At 47.4% G+C, this 23,769-nt stretch carries 20 protein-coding genes and 1 pseudogene; 14 read left to right on the top strand and 7 right to left on the bottom strand.

Going from position 1 to position 23,769, the window contains the following annotated elements:
- Positions 1-70: 70 nt before the first annotated feature.
- Positions 71-1,099 (bottom strand): helix-turn-helix transcriptional regulator, encoded by a 1,029-nt coding sequence (locus KDW_RS26440; RefSeq protein WP_162005631.1) that lies wholly within the window; start codon positions 1,097-1,099, stop codon positions 71-73.
- Between the two features lie 217 nt (positions 1,100-1,316).
- Here KDW_RS26440 and KDW_RS26435 point away from each other — a divergent pair, with 217 nt between their 5' ends.
- Together KDW_RS26435 and KDW_RS26430 are read left to right on the top strand one after the other, a co-directional pair.
- Entirely contained in the window at positions 1,317-2,600 is a 1,284-nt protein-coding gene (locus KDW_RS26435) for an MFS transporter (RefSeq protein ID WP_162005630.1), read from the top strand.
- A 134-nt stretch (positions 2,601-2,734) separates the two neighbouring features.
- Positions 2,735-3,567, top strand: a pseudogene (locus tag KDW_RS26430) (aldo/keto reductase).
- Positions 3,568-3,599: 32 nt separating this feature from the next.
- Here the strand turns inward: KDW_RS26430 and KDW_RS26425 are convergent.
- Entirely contained in the window at positions 3,600-3,980 is a 381-nt protein-coding gene (locus tag KDW_RS26425; RefSeq protein ID WP_233097917.1) for a MazG nucleotide pyrophosphohydrolase domain-containing protein, read from the bottom strand.
- A gap of 78 nt (positions 3,981-4,058) precedes the next feature.
- Positions 4,059-6,194 carry a hypothetical protein gene (locus KDW_RS26420; protein ID WP_151758915.1) on the bottom strand — a complete coding sequence of 712 codons (2,136 nt, stop codon included), beginning with the start codon at positions 6,192-6,194 and terminating at the stop codon, positions 4,059-4,061.
- Between the two features lie 616 nt (positions 6,195-6,810).
- On the opposite strand from KDW_RS26420, the gene KDW_RS26415 reads away from it, so the two are divergent.
- Positions 6,811-7,791, top strand: coding sequence for an alpha/beta hydrolase (locus KDW_RS26415; RefSeq protein ID WP_151758914.1), 981 nt, complete (start codon positions 6,811-6,813; stop codon positions 7,789-7,791).
- 95 nt (positions 7,792-7,886) lie between these two features.
- On the opposite strand, the gene KDW_RS26410 is transcribed toward KDW_RS26415, so the two are convergent.
- Together KDW_RS26410 and KDW_RS26405 are read right to left on the bottom strand one after the other, a co-directional pair.
- Positions 7,887-10,532, bottom strand: a complete 2,646-nt coding sequence (locus KDW_RS26410) for a LuxR C-terminal-related transcriptional regulator (RefSeq protein ID WP_162005629.1) — start codon at positions 10,530-10,532, stop codon at positions 7,887-7,889.
- Between the two features lie 506 nt (positions 10,533-11,038).
- On the bottom strand, positions 11,039-11,797 hold the full coding sequence (locus tag KDW_RS26405; RefSeq protein ID WP_151758912.1) for a metallophosphoesterase family protein: 759 nt from the start codon (positions 11,795-11,797) through the stop codon (positions 11,039-11,041).
- A 505-nt stretch (positions 11,798-12,302) separates the two neighbouring features.
- On the opposite strand from KDW_RS26405, the gene KDW_RS26400 reads away from it, so the two are divergent.
- From KDW_RS26400 to KDW_RS26390, 3 genes are all read left to right on the top strand, one after another.
- The gene (locus KDW_RS26400; protein WP_151758911.1) at positions 12,303-12,932 is read left to right on the top strand and encodes a TetR/AcrR family transcriptional regulator; all 630 of its coding nucleotides are present in this window, start codon (positions 12,303-12,305) and stop codon (positions 12,930-12,932) included.
- Positions 12,933-12,982: 50 nt separating this feature from the next.
- Entirely contained in the window at positions 12,983-13,384 is a 402-nt protein-coding gene (locus tag KDW_RS26395) for a nitroreductase/quinone reductase family protein (protein WP_162005628.1), read from the top strand.
- Between the two features lie 193 nt (positions 13,385-13,577).
- Positions 13,578-14,393, top strand: a complete 816-nt coding sequence (locus KDW_RS26390; protein WP_151758909.1) for an SDR family NAD(P)-dependent oxidoreductase — start codon at positions 13,578-13,580, stop codon at positions 14,391-14,393.
- Here KDW_RS26390 and KDW_RS26385 read toward each other — a convergent pair.
- The gene (locus KDW_RS26385; RefSeq protein WP_233097916.1) at positions 14,370-14,711 is read right to left on the bottom strand and encodes a GNAT family N-acetyltransferase; all 342 of its coding nucleotides are present in this window, start codon (positions 14,709-14,711) and stop codon (positions 14,370-14,372) included. The two genes, KDW_RS26390 and KDW_RS26385, sit on opposite strands and share 24 nt — an antisense overlap.
- 153 nt (positions 14,712-14,864) lie before the next feature.
- On the opposite strand from KDW_RS26385, the gene KDW_RS26380 reads away from it, so the two are divergent.
- The 7 genes from KDW_RS26380 (at position 14,865) to KDW_RS26350 (ending at position 22,397) form a co-directional block, all read left to right on the top strand.
- The gene (locus KDW_RS26380; RefSeq protein WP_151758907.1) at positions 14,865-16,658 is read left to right on the top strand and encodes an ArnT family glycosyltransferase; all 1,794 of its coding nucleotides are present in this window, start codon (positions 14,865-14,867) and stop codon (positions 16,656-16,658) included.
- A gap of 175 nt (positions 16,659-16,833) precedes the next feature.
- On the top strand, positions 16,834-17,286 hold the full coding sequence (locus KDW_RS26375; RefSeq protein WP_151758906.1) for a UPF0158 family protein: 453 nt from the start codon (positions 16,834-16,836) through the stop codon (positions 17,284-17,286).
- A gap of 125 nt (positions 17,287-17,411) precedes the next feature.
- On the top strand, positions 17,412-18,008 hold the full coding sequence (locus KDW_RS26370; RefSeq protein WP_151758905.1) for a DNA-3-methyladenine glycosylase I: 597 nt from the start codon (positions 17,412-17,414) through the stop codon (positions 18,006-18,008).
- Positions 18,009-18,285: 277 nt separating this feature from the next.
- Positions 18,286-19,311 (top strand): endonuclease/exonuclease/phosphatase family protein, encoded by a 1,026-nt coding sequence (locus KDW_RS26365; RefSeq protein WP_151758904.1) that lies wholly within the window; start codon positions 18,286-18,288, stop codon positions 19,309-19,311.
- Between the two features lie 87 nt (positions 19,312-19,398).
- Positions 19,399-20,331, top strand: a complete 933-nt coding sequence (gene uvsE, locus KDW_RS26360) for a UV DNA damage repair endonuclease UvsE (RefSeq protein WP_162005627.1) — start codon at positions 19,399-19,401, stop codon at positions 20,329-20,331.
- A gap of 126 nt (positions 20,332-20,457) precedes the next feature.
- Positions 20,458-21,288 carry a YIP1 family protein gene (locus KDW_RS26355; RefSeq protein WP_151758902.1) on the top strand — a complete coding sequence of 277 codons (831 nt, stop codon included), beginning with the start codon at positions 20,458-20,460 and terminating at the stop codon, positions 21,286-21,288.
- Between the two features lie 224 nt (positions 21,289-21,512).
- Positions 21,513-22,397 carry an RDD family protein gene (locus KDW_RS26350; protein WP_162005626.1) on the top strand — a complete coding sequence of 295 codons (885 nt, stop codon included), beginning with the start codon at positions 21,513-21,515 and terminating at the stop codon, positions 22,395-22,397.
- A gap of 76 nt (positions 22,398-22,473) precedes the next feature.
- Here KDW_RS26350 and KDW_RS26345 read toward each other — a convergent pair whose 3' ends face one another.
- A complete protein-coding gene (locus KDW_RS26345; protein WP_151758900.1) occupies positions 22,474-22,716 on the bottom strand; it encodes a heavy-metal-associated domain-containing protein in 243 nt (80 codons plus the stop codon).
- A gap of 290 nt (positions 22,717-23,006) precedes the next feature.
- Between KDW_RS26345 and KDW_RS26340 the strand changes: the two genes are divergently transcribed.
- A complete protein-coding gene (locus tag KDW_RS26340) occupies positions 23,007-23,576 on the top strand; it encodes a DUF1326 domain-containing protein (RefSeq protein WP_151758899.1) in 570 nt (189 codons plus the stop codon).
- Positions 23,577-23,769 lie beyond the last annotated feature (193 nt).

Here is a 23,769-nt window from a genome sequence, read left to right as displayed (position 1 = left end):
GTTTTTTATGTTAAATAAAACAACCGATATACATATAGAAATAAAAGTTCCATGGAGGAACAACACAGCGTTAATCTGCGTAGATCGCCTGCATGTGTTGAAGTTCTTCCCGTAGCGCTGCCCGCCAGTTTGCTGGTTCAAGGAGCTCTGCGTCTGGTCCTAGCCAGCGCAATAACTCAAACACAATGGCTTGATCTGATTCCCCAAAAGTCATCAGTAGCTGTCCCGACTCAAGATTCTCATACGTTGCGTGGCGGTAGTACCAATCGCGTTGCAGGCGGGTAGCAAGTTGGGTTGAGAGGCGAATCTTTACTGGTGCTTGCTGACTCCACTGCTTGATAGCCGTGGTCAACCATTTTCGACCCAGCATCTCGCGTACATCGAAATCATGTTGAGCGACGATAGTAGATGACTGCAGTGGTCGAATGTTGCTCACACGGTCAGAACGCCACATACGCGGCTCTGGTCGGTCTGCACGTTGACCGACCAGATACCAGTGATCCCGATCCCAGAAGACGCCACATGGGACTGCCTGCACTTCGTACCAGTGATCCTGGTGCCGCAATGCATAATAAAAGACCACAGGTTGCTGATCAAGAATGGCCTGCAAAAATACACTGATGACACCGCTTTCCGCACCATTCTCTTTCTCAGACTGGGTGCTACTCGCAGTAAAGCCTGTCTCTGGATGAAAGATATCTTCTGGCAGTGCTTCAACGCCAATGATCTGCCTGGCCTTAAGCAACACGTTGCGCACGCGCTCGGGGAGAGCAGCCAGCAGCTTTTGCTCTGCCATGACGATATCGGTAGGAAAAGGCGCGGCGCGCAAATTCTTTTGCAGGCTGATACCAAGTAATAATGCCACGGCCTCGCTCTGGGAAAACATGAGCGGCGGCAAGAAGTATCCTTCCAGAAGTTGAAAGCCACCTTCACGTCCACGCTCGGCATAGACAGGAACTCCAAGCAAGCTCAGAGTCTCCAGATCCCGATAAATCGTGCGTCTGGAGACGGCAAAGTGTCGGGCCAGTTCATCGGCAGAGATAGTCTGTCCACTCCGCAAAAATAAGAGCAGGCCTAGAATACGATCAAAGCGTAACATCTGTCCAACCTTCCCTGGAATGAAAGCCAAATATGACATTGCTATCTGGTCATTATACCAGCGAGAAATGAACCAGTACAGGCTTGTATACAGTGAAAGAGAACAGACTAAAATGTGACATGCAGCTGGCATATTTTTCAGTGTATGCTCAATCCAGGTCTCTTTTCCCGAGAGCATGAACCATCAACTACTGCTATTACTTGAAGGATGCCTGGATATGTCTTTAACTCACCCTGATAAGGATATCGCGGTCCCAGCCCATACCATGGTTCCGCCAAAAAGCTTGTGGAAAAACACGGATTTTCTAAAATTCTGGACAGGAGAAACCACTTCACTGTTTGGTTCACAGATCACCCTGCTGGCGCTGCCACTGGCGGCGGTACTGACCCTCAATGCCAATCCTGAGCAATTGGGATTGTTACGCTTTCTGGAAACGGCCCCTTACCTATTGTTTCCACTCATTTTCGGCGCCTGGATAGAGCGCCGACGCAAGCGCCCGCTCATGATACTGGCAAATGCCGTGCGGGCACTGCTGATCGTGCTGGTACCACTACTGGCGCTCTCTCATGCTTTACAATTACCAGTACTTTACCTGATCACTTTTTGTGTAGGCATTGGTACGGTCCTCTTTGATCTCTGCTGGCTCTCATTTATCCCGTTAATCGTGTCAAAGGAGCATCTCATGGAGGCCAATAGCAAGGTCAACTCCAGTTCAGCCGCTGCAGAAGTAGCCGGTCCCGGGCTGGCAGGTGTGCTTGTTCAGCTATTGACAGCGCCCTTAGCCTTACTGGCCGATAGCCTCTCTTATATAGTATCCATTGTTTTGCTGCTCCTGATCCGTCATCAGGAGGTGCCACCGCAGCAGACAGAAGGTACGCACCTGTTCCGTCAAATTGGGGAAGGTTTGCAATTTGTAGGAAAAAATCCATATATCCGCACACTTGCTATTCAAGCTGGAGCCTGGAACTTTTTTTACGCCATCGTTGATATTGCTTTCCTGCTCTATATGGTACGTGAGTTAAATTTTGCACCAGGGTTGATTGGTTTGATTTATGCACTGGCGGCGATTGGTGGGTTGCTTGGCTCAGCGATTGCAGGCCCACTCGCACGACGCTTTCCACTTGGACCAACCATCTGCGCGACCTTTACCCTGGGTAGCGCCCCTTTTATCCTGTTGCCCTTGATTACGGGTAGCAAAACACTGATGGTTATTCTCTTCACAATTGTCTTCTTCCTTGTGCGTACCGCCCTTGGTATCTTTGCTGTGCAGAGCACCAGTTTACGTCAGGCCAGGACACCACCTGCGTTGATGGCCCGTATGAATGCAACCTTGCGCCTGCTAAGCTATGGTGGAGCGACGCTCGGCCCTCTTGTGGCTGGCTTTCTAAGTACATGGATAGGTTTACGTACCAGTTTGTGGATCGCGGGCATCGGTTTTATTCTGGCGCTGTTCACACTTTTCGCCTCACCAGTACGCCACTTGCAAACATTCGAGCCCTAGAGTCATCCTGTTCTCCTTTTTAAGTAGTCGACGTGTCACTATTACATGAAGGATTTTTTTGGCTTAGCAAAATCAAGAGTGAACACGTCGATACTACGACGCTTTAATAGGAGATAGGTATGGCAGCCACAGCTATGCGTACGATCAGTCTTCCAGGAGGAGAGCAGATACCGGTACTCGGACAGGGGACCTGGGGTATGGGGAACGCAAGGAGCGACGCGCGGAAGAAATTACGGCTTTACGGCTGGGCCTTGAACTCGGCATGACGTTAATCGATACGGCTGAAATGTATGGCGATGGAGCGACAGAAAAACTCGTTGGTGAAGCCATTTCAGGACATCGTGATGAGGTGTTCCTGGTCAGTAAAGTACTTCCATATAACGCTACCTATGATGGCACAATCACAGCCTGCGAAGACAGTCTGCGACGTCTGGGTACCGATCGTCTCGATCTTTATCTCCTGCACTGGCGTGGCAGCACACCATTTGGCGAGATCCTGAGCTCATTCGATACCCTGCTGCGCACCGGAAAGATCCGCTACTGGGGCGTCAGCAATCTGGATAACGCGGACATGGAGGAATTGATAGCGCTCCCGGATGGTCAGGGGGTGGCCACTGATCAGGTACTCTATAATCTAACGCGGCGCGGCATCGAGTATGATCTCCAACCCTGGTGTCGCCAGCACGGCATACCCATTATGGCGTATTCACCTATAGAACAGGGCCGCCTGCTCAAACATCCACAGCTACAGGAGATTGCATCACGCCATCATGCAACACCTGCCCAGATCGCTTTAAGCTGGCTACTCAGGCAGGACAATCTGAATGTCATTCCCAAAACCAGCTCACAAAAGCATGTTCGCGAGAATCGAGCTGCATTGGATATACAACTGAACGAGCAAGACCTTCAGCAACTCGATAGTGAGTTTCCAGCACCAACCAGTCAACGTCCGCTTGAGATGCTTTAAAATAAATCCATCTCACGCCATGGGACGAGCTTTTATTCCCAGCTTCGGGATTGATTGACCTTTTCTTTAGCACGAAAGGCTTGTTCCAGGTCAATATCAAAGGTGTTGGCCAGATCTAAGAGATAGCTGAGCACGTCTGAAAATTCTTCTTCCAGATTTATGTCGCGTTGTTTAGCTTTCTCTTCATACAAGCCAGCAGCTTTACGCATGGCTTTGGCCAATTCTCCAACCTCTTCGATAAAAAGCACAAACTTCTCTGCAGGCGAGTCTTTGGTCCAGCCTCGTTCTACACATACCGCAGCCATATATTGCTGTAGATCTTTTAATGTTGGTTCATCTTTCAATACAGCCATTCGCAGCATCCCCCTTACGATTATCCATAAAAAAAACCAGGTTGTGGGCATCATCGCCATTGATGATACCCACTATCTGGTTGTTATTTTCACATATTATCGGGCTTGAGCGCTACTATTGAAAGTTCTGTCAAACAATTATTTGGAAAGTTGTTGAACTTTCTTGAATAACTGCTGGCTCTGTTTGAATGGATCAGCCTGCCTGGTAGCGGCCACATGCATATGGGTGTTACCACCAAAGGTAGCCGTCTCCAGCGTATTCTGGATCTGGCCGGCTACGGTATCACGCAGGCCCGTCAGGGTGGTCAGACCATCTTCCAGCGTGTTGTAGGTCTGATCATTGGCTGAGTCGCTTTCCAGAGCAGTCGTCGAAACTGCTACAGTCTGCATACCCAGAGCGCCAACCGGAGCATTGATCTGCTTGTACAGCTGTCCCAGTTGTACATAGAACGCTTTGTTGTGGCGTACCTGCTGTGGCAGAGCGTTGTCGGTGAAGACCTCAAACATGGCTCGGCCATCATGGGTGTAGTCATCTTTCAAACCCAGCAGTGACATCATAGTTGGGCGCAGATCTGTTTGATCAGCCCAGACATTATGATCAACACCCAACTGGCGTACTCCCGGTCCGACCAGGCCCAACCAGGTGGTATTGATATCAGGTGAGAGGTCACCATGGTTCCAGGCATACGCATTCTCGATCTGAACACAGGCCTGATTACAATTGGGTGCGCCTGCATACAGGAAGTAGTCAGGTTTAGCAAACATAGTAAAGGTCGGAGTTCGGGCTGGATCGGCTGTAACCATGTGTAAGAAGTTCATCTCAACGGGATCAGCCAGGTAGTTGGTAATTTTTTCGTTCTGGCCAGTATAAGGATTGGTTGCAGTCAGGTCGCCCGCCGCCCGCTCAAAAGTACGTGTGGTAGGATCCTGGCGGCCAGGATTGCCCTGGAGATAGAAGTTAGGTGCTGAGTCAGCGTGTACGGAAAATGGTGTGGTAATGTTCTTCTGCGTAGCCAGCAGGCCTGTCAGGTTACCATTAACTTCACCAACTTGCTGATATGTACAGGGAACTGTTACACCATCGCAGTTAGCAGGTGTAGGCTGGCCACCAGCAAAGTGGTCATTTTCATCAGCGCTAAAAGAAAACAGTGTGTTGCTGGAATTGATGCCATCCTGCTGCAAACGAGCGAAAAACTTACCGAAGGCATCATCGTAGGATTTCAATGTTTTGACGTAGCCATCTTCACCTGGACCATACGCGCCATTGTGTGGATCATTACCATGAGGATCATGGGCGTCTGAGATATATGCGTAGGTAACAGGTACGTTATGCTCTTGCATCGCAGCAACATAGGACAGCGATACGGCGGCACTCATGCCGTCAAATCCAGGGAAACCGATATGCTGCTTGGTGTCCTGAATGACCTGACCATTAAGGTCCAACAAAGGACCGCCAGGATTGATCTGTGGAGCAACATTTTTATGACCAAACAGACCATTGAAACCAGTATAGCCACCAGGCTCATTTGGCAAGACATCGGCTTTACCATTGTTGGCGCTTGAGCAGACTGCGTCATTCTGGGCACAATGGATACCGATACCAACAAAGTCACTGTAAGCCTGACCAGGATTGGCTTTGACTTCAGCGGCCTCTGGGGAGTTAGCACCAAAGACGGTCGGAATATCGGTGCTGATGTTTTCTAGAACCGTGTTAGCAGTGGACACTGCACCAACATTACAACCAGCGCGGGTATAAGAAACCCATGGGGCTGGTGTATTGGTATTTGGTGCGGTGATCATATTGTATGGTGCATTGGCAGCGCTGGAAACTGGAGCAGTCCAGTACGTAAACGCTGGTGTCGAACTGCTTGTACCATTAGCATTGAAATAGCGATAACTGTTGCTAATGGGTACTCCGTTGTGAGCACCATACAGACCGGTCAGGCTAGTCAAGATATCGCCTGCGGTGTGCGCAATCAAACCGGTATGATAATTTGAGAGAAGCGTACCATTATTCTTAATGAAGTTTAATAGGTTAGGCATCTGTTCCAGATCAGAAGGAACATTGGGATTATCGCGGGTAAAATGCACATTGTCAAACTGAATAGAAATAACGTGCTTTGCTGTTCCAGTAGGCGAATTCAGCTTACATGCTGTATCATCGAGGCTCCTGGTAGTGGCAGCATTGGCAAATTTACCATTACCGATGAAGAGCGTCAGCAACAATGCTGCGAGCATAACGCCTGCGAAAAGAACACCCCATGATCTTTTCAAGACTTGACTCCTTTTTATTGACGTACAATTTTTATTGACGTGCAACGACAACAATCATTCATAGAAAGAGATATCAAACTCAAATATACTAGAGTATGCCCAAACAATAATATGTTACTATATCTAACTTACCAAGTGTATCATATTTTTATGAAATAAATACTATCTGAATGTTAAGGGTTCATAAAATTAATCTACTCAAAAGAACGATTGATACAAGAAATTTTGTGACGATAACCTCAAGTCTTCCATATACTATAGTGAAATGCGCTGGCAGCAAGTGCTATCTAAGGCTATCTATGTCAATAAAAGTAAAAAGATGAACTATATTACCCTACAGGTGTAAAGAAATGGATATCTGATGATGTTAGCACAAACCAGTACTATTGGATAAACGAGATGGAGATATAGCATAAAATCACAGCAATTATGCCTGGTAAACATTGTATTTAGCTAAAATCTACGCATATTCTGTAGCATTAAAAATGAAAGCTCGTACATAAAAGTAATCATCCGTTCGGTTGATTGCTTTTTGTTTTTTAGCGAGTATACCTGAAGAAGGCGATGTATTTGCCTGCATGTAAAGAGAAAAAGAAGAGCAGAAAGGATGTTCACTATGACTGTCAGTATTGATCCACGTATCTCTTTACTTGAGCCCGCCACATTAGCCTTTCTGAAAAGACTTGAGGCCCAGGGCGGCCCTCCCCTTTATACCTTAACCCCAACTGATGCTCGTAATATCCTTGTCTCAGTTCAAAGAAGTAGCCCTGTTACTCCCTTGCCTGCGGACGTTAAAGATCTGACAATTCCCGGGGGACCAACAGGACAGGTCTCACTGAGGATTGTGCGCCCACAGGGTGTCAGTGGCACGTTACCAGGCATCATCTATTGCCATGGCGGGGGCTGGATTCTGGGTGATAAAGAAACCCATGATCGCCTGATTCGTGAGATCGCCAATGGCGTACAGGCTACCGTCGTATTTGTAGACTATGCCCGTTCTCCTGAAGCTCGCTATCCGGTCGCGATTGAACAGGCCTATACAGCATTGATCTGGGCCGCCGAACAGGGAAATACTGCCGGTATTGATCCAGCACAACTGGCGGTATGTGGTGATAGCGTCGGTGGCAATATGGCCACGATCCTCACCATGCTCGCCAAAGAGCGCCATGGACCAAAGATTACGTTCCAGGTATTGTGTTATCCAGTTACAGACGCAGGCATGAACACGGAATCCTATCGTCGCTACGGCGATGGCTCGCTATGGCTCTCGTCCGAAGCCATGAAATGGTTCTGGGATGCGTATGCGCCAGATGTCGCACTGCGAAAAAACTATAAGCTCTCACCACTACAGGCATCACTTGAACAGTTGCGGGAACTGCCACCAGCCTTGATTATCGTTGATGAAAACGATCCTTTACGCGATGAGGGCGAGGCTTATGCGCATAAATTACAAGAAGCTGGCGTCCGCGTAACCGCCGTGCGCTATATGGGCACCATTCATGATTTCCTGTTACTTAATCCCCTGGCTGAGACACCTGCGACGCGCGGCGCTATCGCGCTGACAATAGCGGCTCTGCGCACAGCTTTTTCTCGGTAATCTTCTCACAATGCCAGACCTGATAATGGTCATCTTCAATGAATGATCATTATCAGGTCTACTCACACGGCACAGTAGCTTCGCTCTATATGACATCAGTTAAGCAGGCCATGCTCAAACACAAAGCGGGTAGCCGCGCTTCTGGACGTGACCTGCAATTTGCTGTAAATATTTGTAAGATACCAGTTTACTGTACGGGCACTAATTACCAGTAAATCGGCAATTTGTGTATTTGTTAAACCCTGCGCGACGAGTCGTATCACTTCAAGCTCACGACGGGTTAATTGATAAGGAAGAATAGAGGCTTGTGTTTCAGGAAAATGGACAATTGGCGGCGTATCTTCCTTGCGATAGGATAACAAATCCCCTTTCTCTATCATGGATAGAAATTGTGGCATCTCCATTTTCTGGCCTTCTTGCCAGGAACGCGCATATTGTGCCATGCCCAGTTTTTGCCGGACACGTTCTACCAGCTCATCATACCTGGTACGCTCAGCCGTATTCATGATCAATGCCGGATCCAGACGCAGTTCCGCTGTTCCCAGGAACTGCGCTGCCTGGATATATTTTGTCTGGATACAGGCCAGTTCCGCCAGTCCAATAAAGTGCCAGCCTGATACGACATCATTGTGCAGCTCATGTGCCAGGATCAAGCCTTCTTGAAATGAATGGAACGCCAGCGGATAGTTCGCTTGCTGCATAGCGATATAGCCAAGCGTATGCAAAGTATTGGCGGTCAGAAGCTTATAGCCTAGATCACGAAATAAGCCAAGTCCTTGCTGTGTGAGCGCCAGCGCTTCAGCAAACTTTTCCTCGTTTGCCAGCAAATAGCCAAGGTTCTGTACCGTCGTGGCTAACAAATACGTATCCTCAAGGAGCTCAGCAATCCGCAAAATTTCTTGATTCATCATGATGGCCTGGGCTAGCTTGTTCTGCTGCATGGCTACTGCAGATAAAAGGGAAAGCGCTTTGGCGATCAAGGCCTGGTCGCCGGTTTGCCGAGCCAGCTTGAGACTCTCATGCGCGCATGTTTCTGCCAGGGTAGTATCACCACGCGTCCAGGCAGTAAAGCCTCGCGTCCGCAATACCTGCGAAAGTTCCCAGATCATTGATGTGGCACGACATAGTTGCTCACATTCATCCAGAAGTTGAGAGGCTCTGGCACTTTCACCCTGCTTCCGCATCAGCATACTGAGACCACACAGAGCATTAATGCGCTCTTCGATGAACTGATCCGAGGTACATAATGCCAGACATTCCTCTAAAGCCGAGCGCGCACTATCCACATTATTTTGATAGAAGGCAAGTTCACCAACCCGTTGCAGAACTTGCGTACGCGTCACCGTCTGCGCCTGAGTGGTAGGAAGCTCTAATGCTGATTGCATCCATCCTCTGCTCTCTTTCCAGTGGCCCCGTAAAAACCAGAAACGCGAGAGGGCCCGGCAGAAACGCAGCAAGAGTTCGCTCTGCTGCTGGTCAAGCAGCCACTGCAATGCCAGGCGAAAATTTCCATGTTCCTTTTCTAACAACCTCAACCATGATATTTGCTGTGCTCCTTTGAGATAGCTTTCGCCTTCTTCTGCCAGGGAAAGATAGTATTCGGCATGAGCCTGCCGACTCGCAGCCAGTTCCCCATGTTCCTGCAAACGTGCAAGTCCATAGGCCTGCATTGTTTCAAGCATGCGCAATCTCGGTATCTCTTCTGTATCCAGTACCTGATAGAGGAGACCACTATCAATAAGGGTCGCAATCGTGTCCATCACCGAGACTGAACTCGCTAACTTGCCCGTTGCGATTGCCTCCACAGCCTTTAATGTACTCCCTTGAGCAAAAATCGAGCAAAGCCGAAAAATATATTGCTCTGTCTCAGTTAAAAGACTATAGCTCCAGTTAAGAGTATTAAGCAGAGTTTGTTGCCGGACAGGATAAGAGGTGATCTTACTGGTTAATAAATCGAGTCGCTGCGGCAGTTCTTTATACATAGTAGGAAGTGGGATAAGTTTGAGCCTGGCAGCCGCCAGTTCAATCGCCAGAGGCAATCCATCCAGATGCGCACAAATACCTGCTACAGCCTGACTATTTTCCGGCGTGAGCTGAAATCCGGGTAAGATTGCCTGTGCCTGACGCAGAAAAAGAGAGATAGCGGGAAAATGAAGCAGTTGCTCTTTTGTCATCTGCTCAACCTGCTCAGCAAAAGCCAGAGGGGCAATGGGATACTGATGCTCTCCTAAGAGATGAAGCACACTACGGCTGGTCACCAACAGGCGCAAGCCAGGACAATAAAGCAGGAGTTGTTCAAGCTCCGGAGCGGCCGCCAGGACATGCTCAAAGTTATCTAATATCAGCAGGCAAGCTTTCTGCTCAAGAAATATTTTTACCTGCTCAAAAAGACTGCGTTCGCTTTGCTCTCTCAACTCCAGCGTGTCGGCAATAGAAGAGAATACGGAATGTGCATCTTGCACCATTGAGAGAGAGACAAAATAAATACCGTGCAAAAATTTGCCGCGAAGTTGTTGCGCAACCTGCAAAGCTACCCGCGTTTTCCCTACACCACCAGGTCCGAGCAGTGTGAGCAGACGCGTATCTGGTTGCTGAATGCGGTTACAAATATCATGCACTTCCTTTTCGCGACCAATAAGCGTCGTCAGGTATGAAGGAACCTTCCAGGTAACCTCAGAGGGTGTCACCATAGCTATGGTGGCACCCTCACTGGAAGATCCTGGGCGCTGTTGTTCTGTCATGCTTTTTCTTATCTCATAGCAAAGACATTTTTGTAAACATGGCTTCATCTACACAGATGGTGATACATCTCGCTCACATGGATGGTGAGCTTCTTAACTAGGATGTCCGAATTCACCTGGATGGTAAGCTTCTATGGTTACAGAAGTGGGATCATTTACGTTCTTTGGCGAAACAACGTGATCTTGACGGTAACTAAGAATGTTGTCTGTTATGGTAAAGACAGCCACTCCACATATGGGGCATGTATAGATTACATTTACTCCCTCCTCGCTTGTCGACGGAGCTGGTGGTACATTTATTTCACCTGGATGATAGGCTCCCGTGTCAAAATGACGTTGTGGATCCTGGTTCGAAGACGAATGATCAGAATGCTTTTCCATGAAAAATTCTCCTCCTTGCCATAAAATATGTCTTTCTCCCATCAAAACAGTTTCCATACATTTAAACGCATAAATATTAACTTTATCGTACATATATATGACGATACTGAGGATCAAACCCTAAATTAGCCTTCTTTAGCCATAGATTCAAAGAGAGTCATGGCCTCATCCGCGGTTGGTATCTTGAGCACATTCTCTTCAGCGAATTCCTGTGCTTGTGGATAGGTCGTCGCTTTTATCCGCTCTGCTGCTGCCACGTTATCATATTTCGTCAGACGAAATATGGATCCTTCTGGACTCAAAAGCAGCCAGTATGCACCTGGTTGGTCAGCATAAGGCATCCCAATACTGCCAGCATTAAGAATGCGTAACTGACCTATCTTCCGCTCAAACTGCATATGGGTATGCCCACAGACAACCATCTGCTGCTCAATACCAGCAAAGATGCTTGCCAGGCGTTCCTCGGGGGTAAGCTGAGTGAAAAGCTCCTCATCGCTACGCGGCGTGGCATGGCAAAATAAGATCTCGCCCAATCCTGTAACACTGAATGTTACATGTTCAGGTAACCGGGCCAGAAAATCTCGCTGCGACCTCGTTAACTGCTGAGCAACCCAGTTAGTTACTGCCTGCCCTTCTGCTGAAATAACCGATCGAATTGGCAGACCATCAAAAACCGTCACAACTTCACGATCGCCATTGCCACTAATAAAGCGAATCCGCTCACCAAACTGCATCAGTCGCTCCAGAACCTGTCCGGGCATAGGGCCGGATACCGTGTCTCCACCAATAACAATCAGGTCCGGTTGCACCTCTTCAAGTTCCTCTAACACAGCATTTAGCGCTGGCAGGTTTCCATGGATATCATAGAGTGCAGCAATCTTCATTCTGAAAACTCCTTTTTGTGCAGTCTCATCAAAACAGAAAACGTATACGTATACGTGTACCGTACCAGAAAAATAAGGTCCCGTGAAAGATGTTTTCTATGCTCATAGCATAGTTTACCTGTTCATATCACTGATATGAGAGATCGAGACCGGATAAAAATGATCATGATCTTACTTTATAGAAACACAACTGAACAGGTATAACATTTACTACCTTTTCTAAATACTCAAAGTTGCCCCGGATAGAAAATCCTATGCATAGCTAATTTACACTAGAAACTTTATAAGAAATAAGTTAATATTGTCTCAAGACGGTAAATTAATAGAATTAAACAAATAAATCACAACACAAAGAAGATCATTAAACTTCAAGCAGGCATGATCCATAGCCTTGAGTTCAAACTCAGCACTATGGATCACGCCTGTTGCCATTCCTTGACAATCGACGTATAAGATTCTATATCGTACCGTAAGGTACGTTACTTTAAAGAAGAAAGGAGCAGCTATGGAACGCAAACCCAACACCCGTGTTCAACAGACACGCGAACGGCTCAGAAATGCCGCCCATCGTCTGTTTCTTCAGCAAGGTTATCTTGGAACAAGTACCGATGCAATTCTAGCGGAGGCAGGCGTTTCCTCGAAGGAGACGCTCTATCGTCACTATGCGACGAAAGAAGAACTTTTTGTAGATGTCTTGAGTCACCTGACACTAAAGCAACCAGGCTTTGCAGCACAGTTTTCAACCCTGCCAACTGCACAGGATCTCCCGGCGCTGCGTCAGGCGCTTACCCGCTTTGCTCATGAGATCCTGATCATGATGAGCCAACCTGATTATCTGGCCATGTTACGGATCATTATTGCCGAACAGCCGCGCTTCCCACAACTTGGTGCCATGTTTTTCTCGACCGTACCACAGCGTGGTATCGCTATTATTATGGACCTGTTACAAGGTGCCCGAGAGCAACAGATAATCGCTGAAGTTGACTTTGATGCGCTAGCTCGCGCACTGCTTGGTGGGCTATTAACGTATGCGCTCACCAGTCTGGTATTCACAGGTGAGCAGGCGCAGCCGCCAGGTCTGGACCGTGCGGATGCGCTGGTTGAGATCGTCATGCGTGCCTTAACACCACCATAGCTATGTTTCTGTCTTTTCCTACGTTTCTACCTTTTCAAGGAGGAAAAAAAATGTTTGCTAATCGCATACGCTACTTTAATAAGTACGTTTTTAATCGCGTGATGCTGAAGTTTGCTGGCTCTTCACGCAGCCAGTTCGCGGTTGTTCGCCATGTAGGACGACGTAGTGGTAAGGCTTATGAGACACCAATCATTGTCTTAGCGCAAGGCGATGCTTTTGTCATCGCCTTAACCTATGGACCCAAAGTAGATTGGTACCGCAATCTTGTGACAGCCGAACATGGGACGCTGCTCTGGCAAAAGAAGACATATGAAATCGGGAAACCAGAGTCACTGGATCAAGCTGTCGCTTTGCCGCTGTTTCCTGCCTTTGAACGCTTCATCTTGCAGCGATCGGGTGTACAGGATTTTGTACGCGTAAAATCCAGCATCGCTCTGCCCACCAGTGCTTAACGCGCTAAAATGCTATTGGAATAGGATTTTCTGGGCTCGATTCTGGACTAAACGCGGTTCAGTATTGAGCTCAGATGTCAAAACACTATAGCGATCTTCCTATTTATGAGGTAGAATAGAAAAAAGCATATAAAACTGCTTATTCTATTGAAAACATGTCTTCATCACCTCACAAAACCAGGAAGGATTCCTCATGCCAGCAGTATTGCCATTTGAACAACGTTATGGCCCCTGGGCATTGGTTACGGGAGCCGCCTCTGGCCTGGGCAAAGAATGTACGAATCAGCTTGCCGCACGCCAGCTTAACATTCTGGCCGTTGATGTTAATGCCGAAAAATTGCAAGAACAGGTACTCTTTTTGCAACAAGCCTATAACGTGCAAGCCAGAGCTCTAGTCGTGGATCTGTCTGACCCCACGTTTCTTACCGAAGTCAAACAAGCAACCAGTAATCTGGAAATAGGACTTGTCGCCAATATCGCAGGACTCTCTTCTGTCGGTCCCTTGCTGGATGTGGCATTGGAGACGCTTCAACGTCAGATTATGATTAATTGTCTGGCTCCATTGAAATTATCTCATCACTTCGGACGCTTGATGAGGGAACGCGGCCATGGCGGCATCATCTTCTTCTCATCGGCATCGGCATTACAGGGTACCGCCCTCGTGACAAACTATGCCGCCACTAAAGCCTACAATTTGATCCTCGCCGAAGGCTTATGGGATGAATTACGTGGCGCGGGAATCGATGTACTCGGCTTTGCCCCAGGAGCAACTAATACCCCTGGCTTCCATCATGCCCAGCCACACTATAAGGAAATCCCCATGCCTTATATGGAGGCAGGCCCAACAATCACAGAAGCCATCAATGCCCTTGGCACGACACCCAGTAAAATCGCCGGGAAATCCAATCGAGCAGCCGCATTCCTGACTTCACGCCTGCTACCACGCAAGCAAGCAATCAAAATATTTGGCGACAACATGAGGAAATTATATCCCCAACATACCCCGTAGCGGCAGTTGGAGGATAAGTTCTTCTGTCTCCTGTCCACGTCCACTGGCAAAATCGCGGTTTTCACCAACTCTGATAAAGCCACATTTTTCTAGTACGCGCAGGGATGCTATGTTGTCTTTAGCAGCACGCGCATAAATAGGGCGCACCGTATAATGCAGAAGGAACGCAGTCAGTCCTCTGGTGGCAACCCCTTTGCCCCAGTAGGACTTACCAATCCAGTAAGTCACTTCTGGTTTTCCTGGCTCTTTGTCCTGGTAGCTTGAAACATAACCAGCTACCTCGCCATCAATGAATAGCAAATATACAATGTATGGCACCAGTCAGGTCAAAATCTGTAAGAAAGCATGAAATATTGACCCGATAGAACTTGTTTCTTGACCTTGTGGTGTGCAATTAGTAGAATAGCTATAGATCTATGACAGATAGATATTGACGAGGTTGTCTATGGCACAAAATAGAGGAGGCACAAGTTGCCAGATGTTCGGGTATTAAATAGGAAAGTAAGTTCATATGGCCTCATTGCGGCTGCAATTATTGCGTTTGCTGTTGGCTTACGCATCTTGCTGGTCGTCTTACATTGGCCTCCTACCAATAGCGACGAAGGGATTATGGCGATCATTACCAATGATATCGCCTACAAGGGAAAATTCCCCCTGATGTTCTATGGGCAGGACTATATGGGTATCCTGGAAGCTTACCTGGGTGCCATCTTTTATCACCTCACCGGCGGCCCATCTATTACGGCATTACGACTGGGAGTTATTTTACTGATCGGTCTTTTCTTTTATGTTATCTATAAACTTACCAGCGTAATCTATTCCAGGAAAATGGCTCTGGTGACTATTGCTATGATGAGTGTCGGCTCTATTCCTTATTTGAGTCGCCAGACCCTGGGCACGGGCGGATCCGCTGAAACGTTACTGTTTGGTTCGCTCTCTTTTCTCATTGCGACCTTGCTCTCGCTCTCCTACCAACCACAGGCCCCCCTGCGCACCAGACTTAAACGTCTGACAGGATACATGCTGTTTGGGATTGTCGTAGGACTCGGCATCTGGAGCGATATGGTTGGACTGCCTCTTTATGCCATGTCAACACTACTGCTTGTCATCATCTGTTGGCGTGAGATCTTCATCTGGGGTGGCTGGTTTGCAGGACTATTAGGAGGGGCAATTGGTTTACTGCCAAGCATTAGCTATGCGATCATCAATAATACCAACCCTTTAAATACCTTGTTTGGCATGGCTGGTAGTACACCTCGCAACGCTCCCGCGGAACAATTAACGCTCTGGCATAAGATCGTCGAAACCTTTCAGGTCAGCCTGCCAACCGCGACCAGTTCTCCTTTTTGTCCGGTGATTGAGTATCCTTTTATGGGCGATAATACGCGTCGCTCTTTGAGTTGTGGCATCATCCAATCCAGTTGGAGTATCGGCTATATTCTCTTGATTATCGCGTCCGTAACTATCACTATACTGCTCCTCAAAAAGCTCAGGCACAACCAGGAAGGCTTGAGTGACGAAGAAGTACGTAGAACACGGACCATCTGTGTAGCTCGCCTGTGTATGCTTGGCGCTGGCATTCTGGCCATAGTTACCTATATTAATAGTTCAGGTCCCATTGATCAACCGGGCTATCACGCACGCTATATTGTTAGCCTGGTGGCAATTACTCCAGTCATTCTGGCACCATTGTGGCAGGCAGCCTGGCACCTTCGCCCCGAACTCTCATGGGCCAGATTCCGATTGTATGCCAGCCGCTTCATTCTTGCAGCGCTTGCAGTCATTTTGATCGCAGGAACATGTATTGCCTTCATCGAAGTTCCCAGAGCACAGGCTGCCAGTAATCGGCGTCAACACCTGATCCAACAACTCGAAGCATTACATGTCTCCTACCTCTTCACCGATCACTGGACCTGTTACAGCCTGATTGCAGCGACGATAAACACCAAACATCCAATTATGTGCTCAACAATCGGTGGCGATTATGTGCCCGGTCAGACATATAAAAATCTGACTGATGCCAGTAAGGGCATCAGTGACAATCATAAACGCATCCAGGCATTTGAAGATGCGGTCAATAAATCTAGCCGACCTCCCTTTATGTGCGCGACAGATCTGAGCCTGACCACACAAAAATATAACTGTTTGCCAGCGCTCAAAGCCTGGGTCAAAATCATCAATGACTCGGGTGGCAACTACTTTGTCCCACATAAATTAGATGGATATGTCCTCTATCGATCCGAAAAGAGGCCACCAAAGCATTAAAAACACCTTTCACCCGAGCAAACAAGCACCTGTACCATGGTAATTTACAGTACAGGTGCTTGTTTTTTTGAAAACTGTAGGCCGTTGTTATACCATAATAATTATTACATCTTTAAGGCACGCGCTTGAAACAGGAAAATCAAGGTGCGAGATATCAGATCAGGAGACGCTCAGCATGTTTAAACTTCCTAATGGCAAACCCATCGATGATGGGATGCTAGAGATTGCATTATCAACTACAGACGAGTCTACCGCTTACTTGAATATCGAAACCGGGGCCATTGTCTACTTTACAGACGACGAAGAAATTGCAGCACAACAAAATCAAGGGGTCACATTAGATGATGTAATCGGCAATGATTCATATGTACTGATTAAGCCGATTTCTTCCCGTGAATCATACTCATGGATGGAAGATTTTATCAACGAGATTGTAGAACCCGGGGATACACAGGCAGCAGAAAAACTGTCGATCGCAATACGGGGGAAAGGAGCATTTCGGCGTTTTAAAGATGTGCTCCGTATGGTTGATGAACAGTGGCTAAAAGCCTGGTATACCTGGGAAGAAGAGCAGCGCAATAGATCAATACAACAATGGATTGATGATGTGGCGACCCAAAATGCCTGAAGAGCATTTTAAGCTCACCTTCTTGTGGTAATATCCTTCTAACAAACATGAAAAGCATACTATAATGCGATATCAGCACCACCTCACCAACAACGGTCATGATATCGCTAGATTGTGTTGGCAAAATGATAGAAGAAATTAGAATTGATTCTCGTCCTGATGAAACCAGTAAGGTGCGTTGTGCATGGGCCCAGACCCATGAGTTGTTCTTTCCTTATCACGATGAAGAATGGGGCGTGCCGGTTCATGATGACCGCTTGCTGTTTGAGATGCTCAATCTAGAAGGGGCACAGGCCGGATTAAGCTGGCTTACGGTGCTCAAGAAACGCGAGAATTATCGTCGCGCTTTCGATGATTTTGTCGCTGAAAAGATTGTACACTACGATGACGAAAAAAAAGCCCACCTTCTGGCCAACGAAGGCATCATTCGTAATCGCCTCAAAATAAATGCCGTCATTGAAAACGCCAGCGCTTTTCTAGCGGTCCAACGTGAGTTTGGTAGCTTCGATAGCTACATCTGGCAGTTCGTCGATGGGCAACCCCTGGTCGATGCACAGCAACAGGATGCGGTTGCCAGAAGTGTAGTGATGAGCAAGGACTTAAAAAAACGTGGCTTCAGATTCGTTGGTGCCACGATTTGCTATGCCTTTATGCAAGCAATTGGCATGGTCAATGATCACTCCCCTGAATGCTTTCGAGCCCGGATGATTTCACAGCAATAACGCATGCTCTCTGTTAGCACTTGCTTGCCATGCTTTCCGCGAATCTCTCCATCCCGATTTTCGCGCCTTAGGCACTCAAAAAGGTTTAGTATGTTGTGAAAAGGATGTGCTGAGCACATCCTTTTCACAACATACTAAATGAGATATGGCGCTTTAGTGCCCCAGTACGCACAAGAGCTTATCTTCTAGAGAGATATTTCCAGCTAATCTTGCGATATATATTAAAGAAGAGTATTGTTATAATATAATCATAAAAGATTGGTATTGAAGGAATACAATGAATTGGTTTTTACGTATCTGGGGCAAACAACGTTTTAAAGCCTTGATTATAATCACCCTTTTCTATCTTCTGGTGATTGATGTCTTGTTGCTCAGTAATACTATTTCTCCTCAACGTGAAGGAATATTGGCCCTGGCTAACATCTTTGCCCCCTACCTGTTCGTTCCACTGCTATTACTGCTACCATTTTTGCTCTGGCGCTTTACAGCCATCTTAAGGGTTGTATTTGTGTTTGGCCTGGTTCTTTTTAGTCTCTGGTGCCCTCCCCGCTTTAGCGGACCGAGCACGGATCAAACGGCGGGTGCTCAACAGGTGCGCGCGCTTACCTGGAATTTCCGTGGGCGTAACAGGCGCGATGGCTATTTGCGCGGTATCATTAATCTAAAGGATCCAAACATCGTTGCCTTGCAGGAGGCCGATGCGAACGGACTAGATCTGGCCACGGACATCCAGCAAAAGTATCCATATCATTTGTATCAACAGGACGAAGTACCACCAGGAGAGGCGTTGCTAAGCCAGTATCCTATTCTGGAACATGGCATACTTCAGGCACCCGATGATTCGCGCGCGGTCTGGGACATTCCACGCGTCATGTGGGCACGACTAGATCTGGGGAATGGAAAAACCCTTATCGTCGTGAATGCCCATCCGATCTCGGCGGTGCAGACCGTTTATAACTGCCTTTATTGTCCACAACGCCGCGATAATCAGATCAAAGAACTCCAGCAGTTTTTACAACCGCTGCTCAAACACAATGAGCGCTTGCTCTTGCTGGGTGATATGAATACCAGTGAACGCGAACAAGCCTATCAGGATCTCTCTATGGGAATGCAGGATACTCAGACAACAGTCGGGACCGGCACTGGATATTCCTGGGGAATGCGTGTCCTTAATCAGGTCTGGGCTGTGTTTCGTATTGACTACATTTTTGCAAGCCCCACGGTCAAACCACTCAAACTTGATACCGATTGCACGGCCCGTGGCAGCCAGCACTGCATTTTGATTGGTACATTCTCTGTCTGAATAATAGAAGATGACACAAAAGATCTGCTTGAGGCGTCTTCTCTTCATACATTAGTATGACATAATGACTATAAGATGGAGCATGGTATGAAACTGGGATACGCCTGTATTAATCTTTCAATGGCCAACACGTTCCGCACATTACGGCTGGCGACGCTACGTACGCAGGGATTGCCATATTTGCAGACGCTGGTAGATGCAAATATGGCTTTACTTGCGGCTATCTTGCGCTGGAATCGCGAGCATGACATCATGATGTATCGCCTCTCTTCTGACCTCATACCATTTGGTTCACATGCTGAGGTTGAGCTTACAAAAATTGCATTCCCTTTACAGGATGAAATCAAGAGCCTGACGCAAGGAATGCGGTTATCTACCCATCCAGGTCAATTTACGCTGCCTTCTGCCGCGGGTGAGATCTGGGAGAGAAGCATTAAGGATCTACAATACCACTGCTATCTAATGGATATTCTGGGCATCGATGGAGATATCGTTTTACATGGTGGCGGAGTCTATGGGGATCGGAGCGCGACCGCGGAGCGTATTCAGCGTAATTTGCTCTCGCTACCAGTTGAGAGCCAGCGGCGCATCCGCCTGGAGAATGATGAGCGCTCCTGGTCAGTCCTTGATCTCTTGCCAATCTGCGAGAAAACAGGCGTACCACTGATTGTTGATTCGTTACATCATCAGATCAATGGCAATACTCCACTGACGGATCTCCCCTGGACCAGCATTTTCGCCACCTGGCGGGATCGCAAGCCCAAGTTGCACTATTCCGAACAGGATCCCGCCAAACGTTCAGGCGCACATAGTATGTATGTCGATGTCAACGCCTTTATCACATTTCTTGCCAGCGTATCTGGATGCGCTTATGATGTCATGCTTGAATGCAAAGGCAAAGAACAGACGCTTCTCAAGCTACGCCAGGAACTCGCAGCCATCACAACTGCTGGCCCACCTGAAATCGCCCGTCTGATCAACGAAAAAAAGATCGAAGGCTTCTCTGTGAGGTCGATCTGAACTTTATCCAGAGTGAATATATTCACAATCACAGCGAGATCCGGTTCATAGCGTGGGAACATAGGTAGAGGTATGCTTATGAGGTGATAAGACAGACAGGTACATTCCCACGAAAAGGATGAGGTAATGAACGCTAGCCCGTATCTCAATGATAACGCTCTTGTGCTACCGGCAGATGGACATCTCCAGGCCCTGGTCTTTTTTCCTTTGCAGGTGCTGATAACATATCTCTGGCCAGTACCTGCTACTTTCGCTCGACATAAAGAGCATGCTCGATGGAGTATCCTGACTGTTTGGCTCGGCTGCTTCGCATTGACGACCGGCCTGGGCGCCTGCATCTGGGGACGGTTGCCTGCGTTAAACCAGGGTCTCAAGGACATAAGCTTCAATCATCTGATTCCACAGCCCCTGGCACCTGCAGTGGTGATAACGCTGACGCTGCTGGCCCCTTTATTGATCCTGGGTTGGACTCTGGCCCTGCATTTCCTTGCCCATACGCAACAGGGCCGAGGCAGCTACCATACACAGTTGTACAGTGTACTGGTCATTGCTACGCCTCCTGTTCTACTGCTGATTGCCACCACACTGTTGCTCTCGATTGCTCCAAACATGGCAACACAGCTACGCCTTCCGCTAACTGCCATGGCCATACTCCTGACACTATACAGTTTCCTGCTCTGCTTACCTTCACTGATGGGCGTGCAGCAATTGAGTCGTGGCAAGGCTATCATCTGTCTGGTCACCGTTCTGACCGTAGCGTTACTCCTGGTTTTCTTCACTGATCTATTTTCGAGCCATAATACTTCTGACGGAGGAGGTGGGGGGCGCAGCTTTAAAAAACCAAAGAACTGGCATGCCAGATATTGTCCACACTGTGGCTTCTCGCTACAGGTATATGATCGACTCCACGATACACCCACCCACATCTGTCCCAGGTGCGGCCAACCACTTTCCTGATCAATGCCGCATCGGTCTTATGTTCAGGCAATACATTATTATTCTAGCTTTATCATCAGAAGAATTTTTTCGTTCTGGAAAGATTTTATTGCTAAAACATTTATTTTATAAATCGAATTATGCAATGATAACGTATTAAAATTAAGACCATTTTTGGTGTTTTTGCAGATATCTATATCAAATACTATTGTCAAGATAGATAATAGAGAATAGGGGCTCCCTTGTTGACAGATCATGCTGATGCCGCTGCATCAATCTCTGCCAATCCTGCACCTGATGTCTCAGTTGTCAGGCAGCGAGTTATTGCTGGCATATTAGACTTTCTCTGTCTGAATATTCTGGCCTTGATTGTTAATACGACTTTTGGCGTTGTACGTATCATAAGTGGTACATTACCGCAAGCCGGACAAACTGGTTGGTATCCATATACGGCTACGACAAGCGTTGATTGGTGGTGGCTCGCGTTGCTTGCCTTTAGCTACTTTTTTGTGCTGGAAACTCTCTTCAGTACAACTATTGGCAAAACGGGCCTGGGATTATATGTAATTCCGGCGGCTAACGAGCGAAAAAGCTGGCGTATCACGCCCTGGCAGGCATTTCTACGCAATATCTTACGTCCCATAGAAGCTCTTCAGCTCTTCTATGCGCTTGGCGCAGGTTTACTGACGCTCATTTGTATCGAACGCACAAAACAGCATCAGCACTTAGGTGATCTGCTGGCACACACTCTCGTGGTCGATAAGAAGTCTCTCCCCAACCCACCTTATCCGGCTTCTCAACCACATCTACGCACAGCCATCCTGCTGGTCGTCCTGGCTAGCTTGCTTGCAGGTTGCAGTGCTTTCTATTACTATGGTCGCCCACCGCTGGTCATTGAGAGCCTGTACAATACGCACCAACTATTGGGTAGCAACATCCAATCCTATCAACTCGGCACTCCCGCCTGGGGTACCGATAAAAATAACAGAAGTATCGTCACTTATCCTATTCAATTCAAGGAGATTTATCACGGAAAAATGCAAACCTGTGATGGCAAGTTGACATTACACTGGGAAAACTTCCCTTCAGGATGGACCAGCGACGGCGGTTATAGCCACTGCACACCATAAACGTACCTGTAAGGCCCACTCCCCCTTACAGGTACGTCTTACCAGTGGTGATATTTCAACGAGTTAGCCGGGATAGCTATCCTGTTGTCAGTTCTGTAGATACAGCAATGCTGATGACAGGATAGCGAGCATCTACCAACGCTTGCTCTACCTCTTGAAAATTGACCAGTTCAGGATCATAACGCACTGAGATCTTTTTTGTGGCGAGATCGCTACTGAGCACCTCAACACCAGGAAAAGATTGTAATACTCTGGTGATATTACCCACACATCCATTACAATTCATCTTCCCCATCATCAAACAACATATCTGTATCATCTTACGCTCCTTTTCATCTCCTACTCATACAATAATAATTTTACCGGTCAGACCAAAAATCTCCGCGAGCACCCTGGATACAATGTTTCAGGCAAAGAATCAGTATTAATTTATCAAGATCAATATGTGTATACTCATGTATTTTATGCTATACTCATTCCAGAAGTATAAAATAGTATGCCTCTACTGTGTCTCTGTAAAAACTTTTCTTTACACTGGTGATGCTGGATCAGGCACATTGGCGCTGCGCTAGCGTCTGAAAGTCTGGCTTGTTTTCAGGAGAATGACATATGATTACCGTGATCCAACAAAATTATCTACTCAAAGGATCCGTCTTCGGGGCTCGTGGGGATTCTTGCTCCTGCAATCCTTGCGACTGTAATCCTTGTAAATGTGCGGACGGCGTCAATGGAGGGACTGGACCCAACTATCCGTTCTGGCGCGTCAACGGTTATTATATCGAGGCTGGAACAATTCAGGATCTGGATGTCTCAAAATTGACCATTATGAGCATGACACAGCCGGTCTATGCCAATAACAATGAACTCTGGCAAGAGGTATTTCTCATTGATGCCAGAGCTACAACTGAACAAAGTACGGCATTACTGAGTATATTTGAACACCATTTAGATAGTGTTCCGGCAGAAGTGGCTCCTCTTCCCCACACACAACGAGCAATCTATAAGGCTCAACTTGCGTATCTGCCTGCCGAAAAAGGAAATCCAACCTTCCATGCAATATTCACCCCTGCTCAAACATCTTTATTACGAGCAGCCAGCGATCCAGAAGCATATCAAGCCCGCTCATGGAGCTATGATGGGCCAATGGCGCTAAGAAATACCTTTGTCTTTAAAAAATAGCAAGCTCGATCTCTACAATAAAAGAGGCTGGACACATACGTGGTCCAGCCTCTTTTACTCTTTCATACGCGGTATTTTTACTTCTTCTTTGTAACTCACACAAAAACGGATATCTACAAAGAGCGAACATTCCCCCTTGACTTCAAGTCCACTTGAACGTGTACACTTGCTACCAGACCACTACCATTATGGT

The organism is Dictyobacter vulcani, assembly GCF_008974265.1.
Lineage (GTDB): Bacteria > Chloroflexota > Ktedonobacteria > Ktedonobacterales > Ktedonobacteraceae > Dictyobacter > Dictyobacter vulcani.
The sequence above is the reverse complement of the archived record's forward strand: the minus strand, read 5'-3'. Positions and strand labels throughout refer to the sequence as shown.